Consider the following 15,705-nt stretch of genomic DNA (forward strand, 5'->3'; position numbering starts at 1 on the left):
TATTTCGCGGGTGGTCGGCGACGGCCGGGCCGCGATCGAACGCCGGCCGAACGCCAGCCGACCGCCGCCAGCGGCCGGAGACCGCGCGGGGCCGCCTCAGTCGAGTTGCGTGACCGCGATGGTCACCGTCACGTCCTCGACGTCCCACGTCTCGACCGTCTCGCCCTCGGCGTCACCGAGGTCGAGCTCGCGGGCGCGGACCTCCTCGGCGATGAGGTCGCGGTTCTCCTCGACGAAGCCGGCGACGCGGTCGTCGTCGACCGCGAGCGACACGTCGATTTCGGCCTCGACGTCGAGGTCGAGCTGTTTGCGCATCTCCTGGATGCGGCGGATGACGTCGCGGGCGTAGCCCTCGGACTCGATGTCGTCGGTGAGCTCGGTGTCGACGTAGACCGTGCCGCCCTCGAAGTCGGCTCCGGTGACGTGTTCCGGGGGTTCGGCGCGGTACGAGACCATCTCGTCTGTGAGGTCGTACGTCTCGCCGTCGACCTCGACGCCGGACTCGACCTCGGCGCGCGAGAGCCCCTCGACGGCCTCCATGATTTCCTGGGCGTCAGCGCCGAACTCCGGCCCGATGACGCTCATCTGCGGTTCGGCCGTCTCGACGAGTTCGTCGAAGACCTCGACGACCTGCACGTCGCGGGTGTTCACGCGCTCCGCGAGGAGGTCCGAGAGGGCTTCGACCGCGTCGGCGACCTCGGCGTCTTCGGACTCGACGACGATGCGCGAGACGGGCCAGCGGAGCTTGCGACCGCCGAGCTGGCGGGCGTGCGCCGCGGCCTCCTCCACGTCGCGGAGGACGGCCATGTTGGCTTCGAGGTCCTCGTCGCGGCGTTCCTCGTCGGCCTCGGGGTACGACAGCATGTGGACGGTCGTCTCCGAGCCGTCGAGCCGCTGGTACATCCGTTCGGCCATGTAGGGCGCGTAGGGCGCGATGAGCCGGAGAGACTCCGAGAGCACCGTCGAGAGCGTGGCGTACGCACCGAGCTTCGACGCCGAGTCCTCTTCGTCCCACATGCGTTCGCGGATGGCCTTCACGTAGAACCGCGAAACGTCCTGCGTGATGAAGTCCAGAAGCGTGTTGAGCGCGGTGGAGACCTCGTAGTCGTCCCACGCGTCGGCCATCTCGGCTTCGACGGTCTGGAGCCGCGAGAGCACCCACTCGTCGACGACGGTGAGTTCGCCCTCCGAGAGGTCGGCCTCGGCGGGGTCGTAGCCGTCGAGGTCCATGTACGGAAGCGGGAACCGGAAGACGTTCCAGAAGATGTTGAGCGTCGATTGGGTGTCGACGAGGCCGTCCCACTCGAACGAGAGGTCCACGCCCTGCTGGTCGTGGCTGAGGAGGTAGGCGCGAAGCGGGTCGCGGCCGGCGCGGTCGATGGCCTCCTCGGGCGTCACGATGTTGCCGACGGACTTCGACATCTTGCGGCCGTCCTTGTCGTTGGCGAAGCCGTGCATGATGACCTCCTTGTACGGCGATTCGCCGGTCGCGGCGGTGCCCATGCCGAGTTGCGACCAGAACCACCCGCGGGTCTGGTCGTGCGCCTCGATGATGAGGTCGGCGGGCCATAGCTCGTCGTAGGCCTCGGTCTCGCCGGGGAAGTCGAGCGTGCCCCACGTGGCGACGGAGGAGTCTATCCACACGTCGAACACGTCGGGGACGCGCTCGTAGGTCACGCCGTCTTCGGTGATGGTGATGGGGTCGACAGAGGGCCGGTGGAGGTCCACCGTCTCGGGGTCGACGTCTTGGTCGGCGCGCTCTGCGAGTTCCTCGCGGGTGCCGACGACAATCATCTCCTGTGCGCCCTCGGCGTCGGCGTCCTGCGGGACCCAGATGGGAAGCGGGATGCCCCAGTAGCGCTGGCGGGAGACGTTCCAGTCGGGCGCGTCGCTCACGAAGTCGCGGAAGCGGTTGTCGCGGGCCCACTGCGGGTGCCACTCGGACTCCTCGATGTTGTCGAGAAGCTGTTCTTTCACGTCCGTGACCGTGATGAACCACTGGTCGGTGGCGAGGAAGATGATGTCCGTGTCACAGCGCCAACAGTGGCCGTAGCGGTGGTCGTGCTCGCCGGCGTGGAGCAGGTGGCCGAGTTCGTCGAGGTCCTCGATGACTTCGGGGTTGGCGTCGCGGACGAAGGTGCCCGCGTAGTCGCCGCCCTGCTCCGTGAACTCGCCTTTGTCGTCGACGGGGACGAACACGTCCAAACCGAGTTCCTGCCCGCGGGCGAAGTCCTCCTGCCCGTGACCGGGCGCGGAGTGGACGAGTCCGGTGCGGTCGGCCTCGACGTAGTCGGCGGTGTACACCTGTCCCGCGCCCTCGAAGTCGGCGTACTCGGCGACGACGCCGTCGAGCGGGTGGTCGTACTCCCAGCCGACCATCTCCTCGCCCGTGACCTCGGAGAGGACCTCGTAGTCCTCGTAGCGGCCCTTCTTCAGGACCTCCTCGACACAGGGTTCCGCGAGGTAGAGCACCTCGCTCTCGCCGTCCTTCTCGGCGCGGACCTCCTGGTACGTCATCTCGCCGTCGACGGCGACGAACGTGTTCGCGGGGATGGTCCACGGCGTCGTCGTCCAGATGACGAGGTTGCCCTCGCGGCCCTTCAGCGGGAACTTGACGTAGATGGACGGCGAGGTGATTTCGTCGTACTCGACCTCGTTGGCCGCGATGGCGGTCTGACAGCGTGGGCAGTAGTTGACGCTCCGCTTGCCCTGTTCGACCAGTCCGTTTTCGGCGACCTTCGAGAAGGCCCACCACGCGGACTCCATGTACTCGGGCGACAGCGTCTGATAGGGGTTGTCCCAGTCCATCCACGCGCCGATGGACTGGAAGTCCTCGTCCATCGCCTCGCGGTTGCGGACGGCGAACTCCTTGCACTTCTGGATGAACTGCTCCATGCCGAACTCCTCGATGTCGCGCTTCGAGGTGAAGCCGAGTTCCTCTTCGACTTTGACCTCGATGGGGAGGCCGTGCATGTCGTAGCCGGGGCGGTCCGTGACCTGATGCCCCGTCATGCGCTTGTGCCGGATGACGGCGTCCTTCAGCGTCTTGTTCCACGCCGTGCCGAGGTGCATCTGGCCGGACGTGTACGGCGGGCCGTCGACGAAGAAGAACGACGGGTCGTCGGCGTGTGCCTCCTTCGTCGCCTCGTACGCGTCGTTCTCGTCCCAGTACTCGCCGACGACGGACTCCACGTCCGACGGCGTGTACTGGTCTGCGATGTCTTCCATACCCCGTCCTTCTCGCGGATATATATCAAAACGGCGGGTCTGGTCCGCGTCGGTCGGGCGTTCCGTCGGGTCCGACTCAGACACGGGAGACCCTCCGCTGTCGGCGGTCTGTTGGTCGCTGTCGATACGCCTGTCGGGTGTGGTGCGTGTGTCGCTCCATGGGGGGTTCCGGTGTGTCACACCGGAAGAGACTGCAGTCGCTCGGAGGTCGATACGGACGGGTGTCGAGGATGAGGGATATGCGAGGCTACTGCCCCGCAATAATGAGCGACGGAGCGACGACCGACGGTCGGGACTGGCCGACCGCGGGTGAGCGAGAGAGGCTCCGGTGTCGTCGCATGCTATCCGAACGAAGTCTCGGAAGCGTCATAACGCTTACTCCGGCGACGACATCGACATCAACGCCGGCATCGACGCTATCGGTCCGACCAGCGACCGACGCGGTGGGTCGCGACGACCGACTCAGAGTCCGACCCGTGCGTGGTTCCGGATTCGTCGTCGCGCTCGAACACCCGGAGCGTGGCGTTCGTCGGCGCGGCACCTCTCGCCACGTCGAACTTCGAGAGGTGAGTGCAGACGAGCGTGTCCGCGTCGAACGGTTCGAGGTCGGACGGCGGCGACCGGCGAATCGGGAGTTCGGCGTCGCGCCACCCGGTCCACGACGGGGACTGCGCGACGTTGTAGAACGCGGCGTCCTCGCGGGACATCCGAACCTCGAACAGGAGGGCGAACGAGTCGCCTTCGGCCCACAGCAGGTCGTTCGAGTACTCCCCCTGCATCGCGCGGTCGGTGAACACGTCCGTCTGGTCGTCCGGCGGGTCGGCGAACAGCCACCCGCGGAAGTCGGCGTCGTCGGGGAACGACCCGTCCACGTACTGCTCGTCTGCTGGGTGGAGTTTCGAGTGGCCGGTGTCGGCGCGGATTCGACCGCTGGCGGTCCGTCGGGCGTCGGCGAGACAGCCCGAGAGGCCTGCCAACGAGAGCGCGGCCGCGCTCGAAAGGAGGGCTCGACGGTGCATGTCCGACGCTGACGGCGGCTATCGGTTTAATCCCACGTAATCCACAGGAGGACCGCCAGCGCCACCGCCTGGAGGACGTGGACGCCCATCAGCACCCGCCACGCCGCGGCGGGAACGGCGGTGGCGAACCAGACCGACAGCGTCGGGTCGACCAGGTAATAGTACAGCGCGAAGAGGCTCTGCGCGAGCAGAAAGACGCCGAAGACGACGAGACCGAGCGCGTGTTTCGACCGGAACAGCAGGTAGTTCCGCCCCCAGATTCCGAGCAGGACGACGAGGAACACCGCGCTCGCGCCGAGCGCGAACCGCGCGGCGTCGACCAAGACGCTCATGGCCGCCGCTGGGCGCGAGGCGGTTCACGTCGTCGGGTTCGCGTCGGCGTCATTCGTTCGGGAGGTGGTTCGCTCGAAGGCGGTATCGGAGCGGGGGCGGCGGCAGGGCGAGTGGGCGGCTCGCTCCGGGTCAGTTGTCCGCGACGACGCTGAGGTCGAACGCGGCGTCCGCCGGCTCGTCGTCGGGCGTCAGGTAACCGAGCGCGATGGCGGTGTACGCGCGACCGCCCTCGACGGTGACGTCGAACTCGGCGACCACGTCGCCGTCGTTCGACTCCGTATCGCCCCGAATCTGGAGCGTGTAGTCCCCGGCAGGGACCTCGACGGTCGCGGCGTCGCCGAAGGCCGTGCCGTCGACGAGAGCGTCCCCAGAGCCCGCGACGGTCACGTCGACCGCGGGCGCGTCCGGCGAGGCGTGTAGCACTCGGACGCGGGCCGCGTCGTCGGCGGGGGCCGAGCGGTCGTCTTCGAGGAGGGAGACGGCGAAGCCGTTCTCGGCCGCCGAGTCGAGTTCGCCGAGCGCCGCGGCGGTGTACGCACCGGCCGCGAGGTCGAGCGTCTCGTCGAAGACGACCGTGTCGGGCGCGTCGGTCGCGCGAATCGTCACCTGGTGGGACCCGGCGGTCAGCGCGAGGTAGTCGCTGACCGCGCCGAACGGCACGTCCGAGAGGGCTACCGAGCCGTCGACGAGCACGTCGACGTTCGGCGCGTCCGGCGAGAGGTGCGCGGCGCGGAGGGACACGTCGCGCTGGACGAGCCCGCCGCCGCCCGACCCGGCGTCGACGACCGCGACGGGCCGGAACGCCTCGTCGGTCGGCTCGTCGTCGGGCGTCAGGTAGCCCGCCGCGAACACCGTGTAGACGGTGCCGCCGGCGAGTTCGACGTCGAACTCGGCGACTGCGTCGCCGTCGTTCGACTCCGTGTCGCCCCTGACCTGGAGCGCGTAGGTGTCGGCCGGCACCTCGACGCTGCCGGACTGGGTGAACGACACGCCGTCGAAGAGCACCGTGTCGCCGGCGGTCACGTCGACCGCGGGGGCATCGGGCGAGGCGTGGACCACGCGGACCCGGGCCGTGTCGTCGTCCGGGAGCGACACGTCGTCTTCGAGGACGAGCGGTTCGAACGTCTCCGCCGTGAGTTCGCCGACCGCGGCGACGGTGTAGGTCGCCTCGGCGACGTCGAGGTCGCCCTCGAAAGCGACCGTGGACTCGTCGCCGGCGGCGGTGACTTTCACCGTCCGGGTTCCGACGGGAACCGAGCGGTAGTCGCTGACCGCGCCGAACGGCACGTCAGAGAGGGCTACCGAGCCGTCGACGTACACGTCGACGTTCGGCGCGTCGGGAGAGAGGTGAGCGACGCGGAGCATCGCCATCTCGGGTTCCGGCGTCGGTGTCGGGGTGGGAGTCGGAGTCGCCGTCGTGGTCGTCTCCGTCTCGTTGTCGGTCCCGCCGCCGCCCATACAACCTGCGAGCCCGCCCGCGATGGCGACGCCACCGAATCCACGGAGTACGTCGCGGCGTTTCATGTTCGTCATAGCGACGAGAGATGAGAGCGTCGATTGGAATATCACCGTTTTCCCAAATTCGGCCACAATGGTTCCAGAAATATGTCTTTTTTGCGAGAATGTCAGTAGATAACGCCGTTATTTTGTGAACGTTCGGAACCGAGCTCCAACCGGCGTCGGAGTGGGCACAGAAGCTAAGAAGGGAGGGGGGACCCGCCTCAGAAGTCGGGCAGGTCGTCGGGCGCTTCGTACTCGGACTCCCAGTCGATGTAGTCGTCTTTGAGCACGTCGCACACGTCCTGTCCGAGTTCGGTGAGACCGGCGTTGATAGACGACACCTCGCCCCACGAGGTCAGGTCGGGGTGGAGTTCGCGCTCCTTCCAGTCCTCGGGGATGCCCGGCGCGTGGTAGCCGACGCGGTCGGCGAAGTCGTCCCAGAAGAAGTCGAAGTGGGAGAGGAGGTCGAGGTCGAGGACGATTTCCCACTGCGCCTCGGTGACGGGCGTCTCCGCGGCCCACGCCTCGAAGGCGTCGGCCCACGCGCCGGCTTCGAGGAACGCCTCCAACTCGGCGCGCTTGAAGTCGGCGTCGGCGGCCACCTGTGCGTCCTCGTACTGGTTCGGGTCCACGGTCGGGAGCGACGGCGGGTCCGGGACGGGAACGTCGAGCATGGTCGCCAGTCGGTCGCCGTCCGGGAAAAGAGTTCGGCGCTGGTTTCCTCAGTTCTCCATGCGCTCGATAACGGATTCGAGCTGTTCGGCGCGGGCGGCGACCGCCTCGGCCCGGAGCTCCGCTTCCTCGTCGGTCTCGCAGACGAGTCGGGGGACCGGCGTCGGCTTCCCGTCGTCGTCGAGCGCGACGAACGTCAGGAACGAGGTGGTCGTCTTCCGGAGTTCGTCGGTCTTCGGGTTCTCGGCGTGCACGTCGACTTTCACGTCCACGCTGGTCCGGCCGACGTTGAACACGTACGCCTCCATCACGGCGACTTCGCCGAGGTCGATGGGGCTGATGAAGTCGACGTGGTCCATCGACGCGGTGACACACTGGCGGTTCGAAAAGCGCATCGCTGCGATGGCCCCGCAGATGTCCATCCAGTGGAGGACCGCCCCACCGAGGGCTCGCCCGAGGTTGTTGGTGTCGTTCGGCAGGAGGAGTTCGGTCATCTCGGTGCGCGACTCGTCGAGCGTCGCGGTGGATTCGCTCATGCGAGCAGGGTCACGCCGAGGGGGCTTGAAATCGTGGGGCGCGGCGGCGACGGCCCCAACTCACTCGTCGAAGTCGGCGTCGAACGCCTCGGGCGACTGCCCGGCGGCGTCGAGCACCTCGTCGGAGATGAGAATCGGACAGTCCACGCGGATGGCAAGCGCGATGGCGTCGCTCGGGCGCGCGTCGAAGACGAACGTCCGCGCCTCGCCGTCGTGGTACCGCTCGGCGTCGACCTTGGCGAGGAACGTGCCGTTCGAGAGGTCGTCGATACGGATGCTGTCGATGGCCCCGCCGAACTCGGTCACCATCTCGACCAGGAGGTCGTGGGTCAGCGGGCGCTCGAACTGCTCGCCGGAGAGCCCGAGCTGGATGGCCTGAGCCTGGTCCGACGTGATGACGATGGGCAGGAACTCGTCGCGCGCTTCGAGGACCACCGCCGGCACGTTCGAGCCGTCTTCGCCGACGCCGACCCCGATACCGCGGACCACGGCACGGTGTTTCATGCTATCCTGTAGTTGGCCGGGGTACGAATAGTTACCCCAGAACGAGTCGCCGACCCGGTCGCCGTCGCTCCCCGCGAGCGCTCAGCGTCGGGCGAACTGAACGGCCGCGATGACGAGCAGGATGGCGAGGCCGCCGGCGAAGAAGGCGAGCCCCGGCGGGATTCCCTGCGCCGCCGCGGGCGCGGCCTCCGCGGCCATCGTCGAGACCGTCCCGGCGTCGGCAGACTCAGCCGCTCCACCAGCCCCGCCGAGAACGCCGAGGCCCCGCGACGCGACCCACTGGACGAACGCCGAGAGCAGGCCCAAGACGGCGACGCCGCCGAGCAGGCTCGTCAGCATGGACGCCAGTCCCGTCCGCGTCTCCTCGCCGGCGGCGACGACGACCAGCGGCCTGTCGGCGGGGGCGTACACCTTCATCTCGCGGCCCTTCTCGGAGTAGACGGTGTCGACCACTTCGACGAGGCCCGCGTCGTCGAGCTTTCGGAGGTGGTACTGGACGTTCTGAAGCGACGTGTCGACGCGCTCTGCGAGGTCCGCGGCGTTCGTCGGCGTTTCGTGGAGCGCGGCGAGCACGCGGCGGGCCGTCTCCGACGAGAGCGCCGAGAGGAGGTCCGACGCCTCGTCGTCGTCGAGTCCGATGACCCGCGGGGAGGATTCGTCCGCGGCGGAGGTGTCGGGAGTGGAGGGCAACAAACCGGCCATGGGGGTGAGTACTCCGCCGGAGGATACAAACCTGTTGTCCGTCGCCCGCGGAACTGTCGGCGCTCAGACGCCCTCGCCGACGACGACGACGCGCAGGTCGTTGACGTTCGTCCCCGTCGCGCCGGACTCGACGAGCGCGCCGGCCTCCCGAAGCACCGGGAGCGCGTCGTTTCTCGCCAGCGCGTCGTGGGCGTCGCCGGCGTCGACGGTCGACGAGTCCACGACCGCGCCCGCGACCTCCGTCCCGCCGTCTTTCCCGTCGCTGTCGATGCTGGCGAGGACGGTCTCCTCGGGGAGTTCGGCGGCGGCCGCGAGGCAGAATTCGAGGTTCGGCCCGCCGTCGCCGTCGCCGCGGACCGTCACGGTGCACTCGCCGCCCGAGAGGACCACGGCAGGCGCGGAAATCGGGTTCCCGGTCGCGAGCGACTCCTCCGCGACGGCGACGTGGGTCTTCGCGGCCTCGCGCGCCTCGCCGCGCACGCGAGACGAGAGGACGAGCGGGTCGTAGCCGCGGTCCGCAGCCACCTCGCGGGCGGCGTCGAGCGCGGTGAACGTGTCCGCGAGAACGTGGTTCGTCACCCGGTCGAACACCGAGTCGCCGGGCTTCGGTGTCTCCGGAATGTCGCCGGCAGAGCCGCGAGCGAGGCGCGTGCGGACCGATTTCGGCACGTCGAGGTCGAAGCGGTCCAGCACGTCGAGGGCGTCGTCGTAGGTCGTCTCGTCGGGTGCGGTCGGGCCGGAGGCGATGACGCCGAGGTCGTTTCCGACCACGTCCGAGAGGACGAGGCCGACGACCGTCGCGGGCGCGGCGAGGCGTGCGAGACCGCCGCCCTTCAGCGTCGAAACGTGCTTTCTGACCGCGTTGAGGTCGTGAATCTCCGCGCCGCTTTCGAGCAGGCTGTCGGTCGTCTCCTGCAACTCGGCGAGCGAGATGCCCTCGGCGGGTGACGGGAGAACCGCGCTCGCACCGCCGGTGATGGCGGCGAGGACGAGCGTGCGGTCGTCGAGGTCGGAGATGAGGTCCACGAGCCGCCGGGTGCTCTCGACGCCGCGCGCGGAGGGGACCGGGTGGTCGCCGGGGAGTCGCTCGATACGCCCGTCGGGGCTCGGCGTCGGGTCGGGCGTCACGACGACGCCGTCGTCGATGCGGTCGCCGAGGACGGCTTCGAGGGCGTCTGCGACGCCGTCGCCGGCTTTGCCCCCGCCGACGACGAGGATTCGGTCGTAGGCGGTCAGGTCGTAGGTCTCGTCCGCGACGGTCAGGGTGTCGCCGTCGAGCGACACCGACTCGCGGACGACGCGGTCGGGTAGGACGGCCTCGACGCCGGCCTGCAGGCAGTCGATGGCCGTCTCGTGGGCGGGCGTCGGGGTTCGCGCGTCGAAATCCTGCATAGTTCGTGGGAGATGCCGACACGGATAAAAACCGTGGGGCGGTAAACCCGGCGATGAACGATTCGTCGCCCGGCGAGGGTCACGTCCGCGTCGTCGGCACGGCCCACGTCTCGGCCGACAGCGTCAGAGAGGTCGAAGAGACCGTCAGGGAAGAGCGTCCCGACGTCGTCGCGGTCGAACTCGACGAGGGTCGCTACCGGCAGATGAAGGGCGGAACGCCCGACGACATCGAAGCGCGCGACCTGCTTCGCGGCAACACCGTCTTCCAGTTTATCGCCTACTGGATGCTCTCGTACGTTCAGTCGCGGATGGGAGACAAGTTCGACGTGAAGCCCGGCGCGGACATGCTCGCGGCGGTCGAGACCGCCGAAGACGAGGGCCTCGACGTGGCGCTCGTCGACCGCGACATCCAAGTAACCATCCAGCGCTTCTGGCGGCGGATGGGCACGCTCGAAAAGATGCGCATGGCCGGCGACCTCCTGTTCGGCGTCGCCGACGCCCGCGGGGTCGGCGCGGTGTTGGGCATCGCCGTCGGCGTCTTCCTCGGGCCGCTCGTCGGCCTGTTCGGGGGCGCGGTCGGCGTCACCGACCTCCTGTTGACGCGCACCGCCACCGCCGCGGTCCTCGGGGCCGCGTCCGCGTACCTGCTCTACACCGTCGCCTCGTTCTCTCTCGACGGCGACGACGCGGTTCTCGCGGGCCTCGGCGGCGGCGCGGCAATCGGTATCGTCGTCGGCTTCGGTCTCGGGCTCGGCACCGGCCTCGTCTCCGGAATCCTCGGGAGCCTCGGCACCGCCATCGTCGGGAGCCTCGTCATCGGCGTCCTCGCGGGCGTCGTCGTGGGCGTCACCGCCGGCGCGGTCCTGAACGCCTTCGGCCTGTTCGCGCCCGCCGAGAGCGACGCCGACTACGAGGAGTTCGACATGGCCGAACTGACCGACGGCGACGTGGTCTCGGCCATGATGGAGGAGTTCCGCCGGTTCAGCCCCGGCGGCGCTGAGGCGCTCATCGACGAGCGCGACGCCTACATCGCCCACCAGCTCGTCGCGCTCCGGCAGTCCGGTCGGCACGTCGTCGCCATCGTCGGCGCGGGCCACCGCGAGGGCATCGAGAACTACCTCGCACACCCCGAGACGCTCCCGCCGATGGAGTCGCTCGTCGGCGTCGCGGAGAAGGACGGCTTCCCGTGGGGGAAACTGCTCGGCTTCGGCGTCACCGCCGTGTTCATCGCCTTCTTCGTCCTCCTCGCGATGGCCGGCGTCGGCAACGAACGGCTTCTGACCATCTTCGGCGCGTGGTTCCTCATCAACGGCGTGTTCGCCGCCGCGCTCGCCAAGGTCGCCGGCGCGCGGTGGACCTCCGCCCTCGTCGGCGGCCTCGTCGCGTGGATGACCTCCATCAACCCGCTTCTCGCGCCCGGCTGGTTCACCGGCTACGTCGAACTCCGACACACGCCGGTCAACGTCGGCGACATCGGCAAACTGAACGAACTGCTCTCCGACGAGGAGACGCCCATCGTCGACCTCGTCGGTCAGATGTTCGACGTGCCGCTGTTCAAGCTCATCATGGTCGTCGCCATGACGAACATCGGGAGCATCATCGCGAGCTTCCTCTTCGTCACCTACGTCATCCCCGTCATCGCCTCGGACCTCGGCGGCGTCGCGGGCGTGGCGAACCTGATGTTCGAGGGCGCGCGCAACAGCGCCGACCTCATCTGGAGGTCTCTGACGTGAACGTCTCCTTTTCCTCGCGCGAACTCCGCGACCTGCTCGTCGCGTGGGTCGCACTCGGCCTCGCCTTCGCCATCTTCTTCGCCGGCGGCGGCAACCGAACCATCCAACTGCTGACGAGCGGGTCGTTCGGCCTCGCGCTCGTCGTGAGCCTGCTGACGGCCGGCGTGGGCTTTCTCCTCCACGAGGTCGCACACAAGGTCGTCGCCGTCAGGTTCAATCAGGTCGCCGAGTTCCGCGCCGACTACGGCATGCTCGCAGTCGCCATCATGAGCGCGCTCGTCGGGTTCATTTTCGCCGCGCCCGGCGCGGTCTACCACCGCGGCGTGCTCACGGAGCGAGAACACGGCCTCATCGCCCTCGCGGGCCCGGTGACGAACCTGCTGCTCCTCGTCGCCTTCGCGCCGGTGTTCGTCGTCGGCGTCCTCGTCGGCTCTGACGTGGTCCAACTCGTCGGCTCTCGCGGACTCATCATCAACGCCTTCCTCGCGGCGTTCAACATGCTCCCGTTCGGCTCCTTGGACGGCAAGACGGTCAAGGCGTGGAGCACGCCGGCGTTCGCCGGCGTCCTCGTCCTGTCGGTTCTCCTCACGGTCGGTCTGTTCCTGTTCGTCGGGTTCTGACCCGACCGACGGGGGTTTCGGACGACTCCAATCGCTCTATTTCTGGCACGTCTCGGTCTCGAAGTCGCGAGCGACGCTAGAGTCGAGACGCGGGACGGAGAGCGGAGAGCACTCGGAGGGCTCGGGACGCACAGACGGTACTCGGGGCGCGACAGGGACGAATGGAGGGAGAAGGGGACCGCACGAGTGCGGCAGGGACCGGTCGGGCCGCCGAGGTCGGGATTCGGGGCAGGTTGCGGCTGTGGAGTGCAGTTCGGGACGCGAGGTTGGGTTGGGCTGTGTCGGGTGTGGGTNCGGGGGTTAGCTGCGGTTGGTGTTCGGGTTGGAGTGGGTGTCAGGTGGGCTGGTTTGCGGGCGGTTCGCGGTCGGGCAGGGGCAGACGCGCGCCGTGGGAGGGGAAAGCGTCGGCGGGGAACCGAGACGAATCCGGGTTGGTCGTACGCGTCGGGGACCGCGTTACTGCTGGCCGTGGTCGCGCCCGAGAACGAGCGCGACGGCGTGGACGGCGATGAGCCCGGCGAAGAGGGGGAGTTCGCCGGTTGAGAGACCGCCGCTGAGGACGGGCAGGTACGCGAGGGGCAGCGCGACTGCCGACCAAAACGCGACGGTTTCGAGGGGGGCGTACGCGAGGCGGCCGATGGTCGATGCGAAGTCGAGGGCGAGCGAGTCGTTCGTGGAGGGGATTCCGGACATCGTCACTCCTGCATACGACGGGGACCATCATATAAGGGGCCGAGCGTTACCGTGAATTCGCTTCTTTTTCGACTGTTCAGACCCGGCTTAGGGCGAACATTCTTCTTTCGTAACGTTTTATGAAGGTGTTAAAGCCGACGAGAAATTTTATAATGCTCTCTAGAGCTTTTTCGCAAATATTGCAAAAGCTATAGATTATTCAACACAATCGGCTCGGAGAACCGTCGATTAGGAGGCTCGTAGCGGGGTCGTCGGAGCGCGCGCGCGACCGGCAGGACGCGCGTAACCGGAAGGGCGACGACGACACGACAACGACCGAGCGGCGGCGAACACTCACCTATGCGAGAACGTGTATGATTCGTACCCTGTGATTTTATATTTCGGCCTATCTCGTACACGAACATGACGAACGACGACTCCGAAGGGATGACCTACGCCGATGCGGGCGTCGACATCGAGGCGAGCGAGGCCGCGACCGCGGCGCTCGTCGCGCAGGTCGGCGGCGGGTCGGGCGACTACGCCGGCCTGCTCGACATCGGCGACCGCTACCTCGGACTCGCCACCGACGGCGTCGGCACCAAACTGCTCGTCGCCGAGGCGCTCGGCGACTACTCGACGGTCGGCATCGACTGCATCGCCATGAACGCCAACGACCTCGTCGCGGCCGGCGTCCGGCCCGTCGCGTTCGTGGACTACCTCGCGGTCGACGCGCCCGACGAGACGTTCGCCGAGCAGGTCGGACAGGGCCTCGCCGCGGGTGCCGAGGAGGCGGACATCGAACTCGTCGGCGGCGAGACGGCGGTCATGCCCGAGGTCATCAACGGCCTCGACCTCGCGGGCACCTGCGCCGGACTGGCGAAGAAGGACGCTATCTTCCCCGGCGAGGCCGAGGAAGGCGACGCGCTCGTCGGCTTCCCGTCGTCCGGCATCCACTCGAACGGCCTCACGCTCGCCCGCAAGGCCGCCACGGCCGACGGCGACTACGACGACGCGTGGGACGGCGACGACTACGACACCGTCGGCGAGGCGCTCCTCGAACCGACGCGGCTCTACACCTACCTGTTGGACGACCTGCGCGCCGCCGAGACCAACGCCGCGGCCCACGTCACCGGCGGCGGCTGGACCAACCTCGAACGCATGGGCGAGTTCCGCTACGTCGTCGACGACGCCTTCGAGCCCCAGCCGGTGTTCGAGTTCGTCCAGGAGCGCGGCGGCGTCTCCGACGAGGAGATGCACACGACGTTCAACATGGGCACCGGCTTCGTCGCGGCCGTCCCCGAGGCGAACGCCGAGGCGTTGGTCGAGGCGACCGACGGCCGCATCATCGGCCGCGTCGAATCGGGCGACGGCGTCTCGATTCGCGGCCTCGACCTCTGAACGCGGACAGCTTGTCGAATCGAACTGTTCGATTAGAAGCACTATTTTATCGACGTTCGCCATAGTGGAGGTGTGACTTCACCGCCACCGACACCGAACGGCCTCCCGCTCGTGGGCCACACCGTCGGCTTCGCGGCCGACCCGTTCGGCTTCGTCGCCGACCTCCTCGCGGACCACGGCGTCGAGGACGCGGTCGGACTCGACGTGGTGGGTATGGGCGACCTGTACGTCCTCGCTCACCCCGACCACTTCGAGCGGGCGTTCGTGACCGACCGCGATACTATCGTCAAGGGCGGCGAGTTCGAGGCCGCCTTCGGCGACGCCGTCATCGCCGCCGAGGGGGACGAGTGGCGGCGACAGCGCGACGAGCTAGAGCCCTTCTTCGGCTGGGAGCGGGTCGACGAGTACGCGTCCGTGATGCGCCGACAGGTCGAGCGCCGCCTGCGGACGTGGCCCGACTCGGGGACGCTGTCGCTCGAAGCCGAGATGAAGTCCGTCACCCTGGACATCATCTTCGCCACCATCCTCGGGCGGGAACTCGACCTCGACGGCGACGACCGAGTTCGCTCGGCCGCCGACGGCCTCAACGGCCGCTTCGCGCCCGCGTCGTGGGTGTTGCCCTCGTGGGTGCCGACGCCGAGCAGGCGTCGGTTCGACCGGGCCGACCGAGTCCTCCGCGAGGAGGTCAGAAAACTGGTCGAGACCGCCGACGAAGAGAGTCTCACGCGCCGACTCGCCGACGCGCTCGGGACCGACGCCGACTACCCGGCGGCCGTCGAGTCACTGGAGAACCAGCTCGTGGGCATGATTTTCGCCGGCCACGAGACGACGGCGCTCGCGCTCACCTACGCGCTGTACCTGCTCGCGACGCACCCCGATGTCCGCGAGCGCGCCACCGACGAGGTCGACCGCGTCGTCGGCGATGGCCCCGTGTCCGCCGAGGCGACCGGGGAACTCCCGGTGCTCGAACGCGTCATCAAAGAGACACTCAGGCTCTACCCGCCGGTTCACACGCTCCCGCGGGAGACGGCGAAGCCGTTTCCGACCGGCGACCGAGTCATTCCGGCGGGCGCGGACATCCACCTCTCTGTCATCCGCATCCACCGCGACGAGCGGTGGTACGACGACCCGCTCGCGTTCCGGCCCGAGCGCTGGGACGGAGAGACCGACCGTCCCGCCTACGCCTATCTCCCCTTCGGGGCCGGGCCGCGGAGCTGTCTCGGGCGGGCGTTCGCGCTCACGGAGGCGAAAATCGTACTCGCGACCGTCCTCCGCGACTTCGACCTCGGCTGGGGCGGCGACGGAGAGTTAGAAATCGCGCCCGAGATGACGACCCAACCGAAGGGCGAAACGCCGCTCGTCGTCCGCCGGCGCTGAGTCCGTCGCGTGGGAGTGT

At 68.4% G+C, this 15,705-nt stretch carries 14 protein-coding genes; 4 read left to right on the plus strand and 10 right to left on the minus strand.

Features of this window, described 5'->3' with window-relative positions; all coding sequences use genetic code 11:
- Window positions 1-96: 96 nt before the first annotated feature.
- From ileS to BN984_RS14255, 9 genes are all read right to left on the minus strand, one after another.
- Window positions 97-3,228: an isoleucine--tRNA ligase gene (gene ileS, locus BN984_RS14215; RefSeq protein ID WP_049968482.1), complete on the minus strand. Its 3,132-nt coding sequence runs from the start codon at window positions 3,226-3,228 to the stop codon at window positions 97-99.
- Between the two features lie 416 nt (window positions 3,229-3,644).
- Complete coding sequence (locus BN984_RS14220; protein WP_049968483.1) at window positions 3,645-4,247, minus strand: hypothetical protein; 603 nt, start codon at window positions 4,245-4,247, stop codon at window positions 3,645-3,647.
- Between the two features lie 26 nt (window positions 4,248-4,273).
- Window positions 4,274-4,579 (minus strand): hypothetical protein, encoded by a 306-nt coding sequence (locus BN984_RS14225; protein WP_008093441.1) that lies wholly within the window; start codon window positions 4,577-4,579, stop codon window positions 4,274-4,276.
- A 130-nt stretch (window positions 4,580-4,709) separates the two neighbouring features.
- Window positions 4,710-6,113 (minus strand): DUF4397 domain-containing protein, encoded by a 1,404-nt coding sequence (locus BN984_RS14230; protein ID WP_049968484.1) that lies wholly within the window; start codon window positions 6,111-6,113, stop codon window positions 4,710-4,712.
- A 188-nt stretch (window positions 6,114-6,301) separates the two neighbouring features.
- Window positions 6,302-6,754, minus strand: coding sequence for a hypothetical protein (locus BN984_RS14235; RefSeq protein ID WP_008093444.1), 453 nt, complete (start codon window positions 6,752-6,754; stop codon window positions 6,302-6,304).
- Window positions 6,755-6,802: 48 nt separating this feature from the next.
- Entirely contained in the window at window positions 6,803-7,288 is a 486-nt protein-coding gene (locus BN984_RS14240) for an acyl-CoA thioesterase (protein WP_004976908.1), read from the minus strand.
- 60 nt (window positions 7,289-7,348) lie between these two features.
- On the minus strand, window positions 7,349-7,792 hold the full coding sequence (locus BN984_RS14245; RefSeq protein WP_008093446.1) for a bifunctional nuclease family protein: 444 nt from the start codon (window positions 7,790-7,792) through the stop codon (window positions 7,349-7,351).
- A gap of 81 nt (window positions 7,793-7,873) precedes the next feature.
- On the minus strand, window positions 7,874-8,494 hold the full coding sequence (locus tag BN984_RS14250) for an ArsR/SmtB family transcription factor (protein ID WP_008093448.1): 621 nt from the start codon (window positions 8,492-8,494) through the stop codon (window positions 7,874-7,876).
- Window positions 8,495-8,557: 63 nt separating this feature from the next.
- Window positions 8,558-9,886, minus strand: coding sequence for a glycerate kinase type-2 family protein (locus BN984_RS14255; protein WP_008093450.1), 1,329 nt, complete (start codon window positions 9,884-9,886; stop codon window positions 8,558-8,560).
- Between the two features lie 53 nt (window positions 9,887-9,939).
- On the opposite strand from BN984_RS14255, the gene BN984_RS14260 reads away from it, so the two are divergent.
- Together BN984_RS14260 and BN984_RS14265 are read left to right on the plus strand one after the other, a co-directional pair.
- Window positions 9,940-11,619, plus strand: coding sequence for a TraB/GumN family protein (locus BN984_RS14260; RefSeq protein ID WP_008093452.1), 1,680 nt, complete (start codon window positions 9,940-9,942; stop codon window positions 11,617-11,619).
- Window positions 11,616-12,239 (plus strand): zinc metalloprotease, encoded by a 624-nt coding sequence (locus BN984_RS14265; RefSeq protein WP_008093455.1) that lies wholly within the window; start codon window positions 11,616-11,618, stop codon window positions 12,237-12,239. The genes BN984_RS14260 and BN984_RS14265 overlap by 4 nt, the downstream gene beginning before the upstream one ends.
- Window positions 12,240-12,695: 456 nt before the next feature.
- Here the strand turns inward: BN984_RS14265 and BN984_RS14270 are convergent, their stop codons facing one another.
- Window positions 12,696-12,932 carry a hypothetical protein gene (locus BN984_RS14270; RefSeq protein ID WP_049968485.1) on the minus strand — a complete coding sequence of 79 codons (237 nt, stop codon included), beginning with the start codon at window positions 12,930-12,932 and terminating at the stop codon, window positions 12,696-12,698.
- Between the two features lie 402 nt (window positions 12,933-13,334).
- On the opposite strand from BN984_RS14270, the gene purM reads away from it, so the two are divergent.
- On the plus strand, window positions 13,335-14,309 hold the full coding sequence (gene purM, locus BN984_RS14275) for a phosphoribosylformylglycinamidine cyclo-ligase (protein ID WP_008093458.1): 975 nt from the start codon (window positions 13,335-13,337) through the stop codon (window positions 14,307-14,309).
- A gap of 72 nt (window positions 14,310-14,381) precedes the next feature.
- Window positions 14,382-15,686: a cytochrome P450 gene (locus BN984_RS14280; RefSeq protein WP_081909209.1), complete on the plus strand. Its 1,305-nt coding sequence runs from the start codon at window positions 14,382-14,384 to the stop codon at window positions 15,684-15,686.
- Window positions 15,687-15,705 lie beyond the last annotated feature (19 nt).

Source organism: Haloferax prahovense, from assembly GCF_000723845.1.
In the GTDB taxonomy this organism is placed as follows: domain Archaea; phylum Halobacteriota; class Halobacteria; order Halobacteriales; family Haloferacaceae; genus Haloferax; species Haloferax prahovense.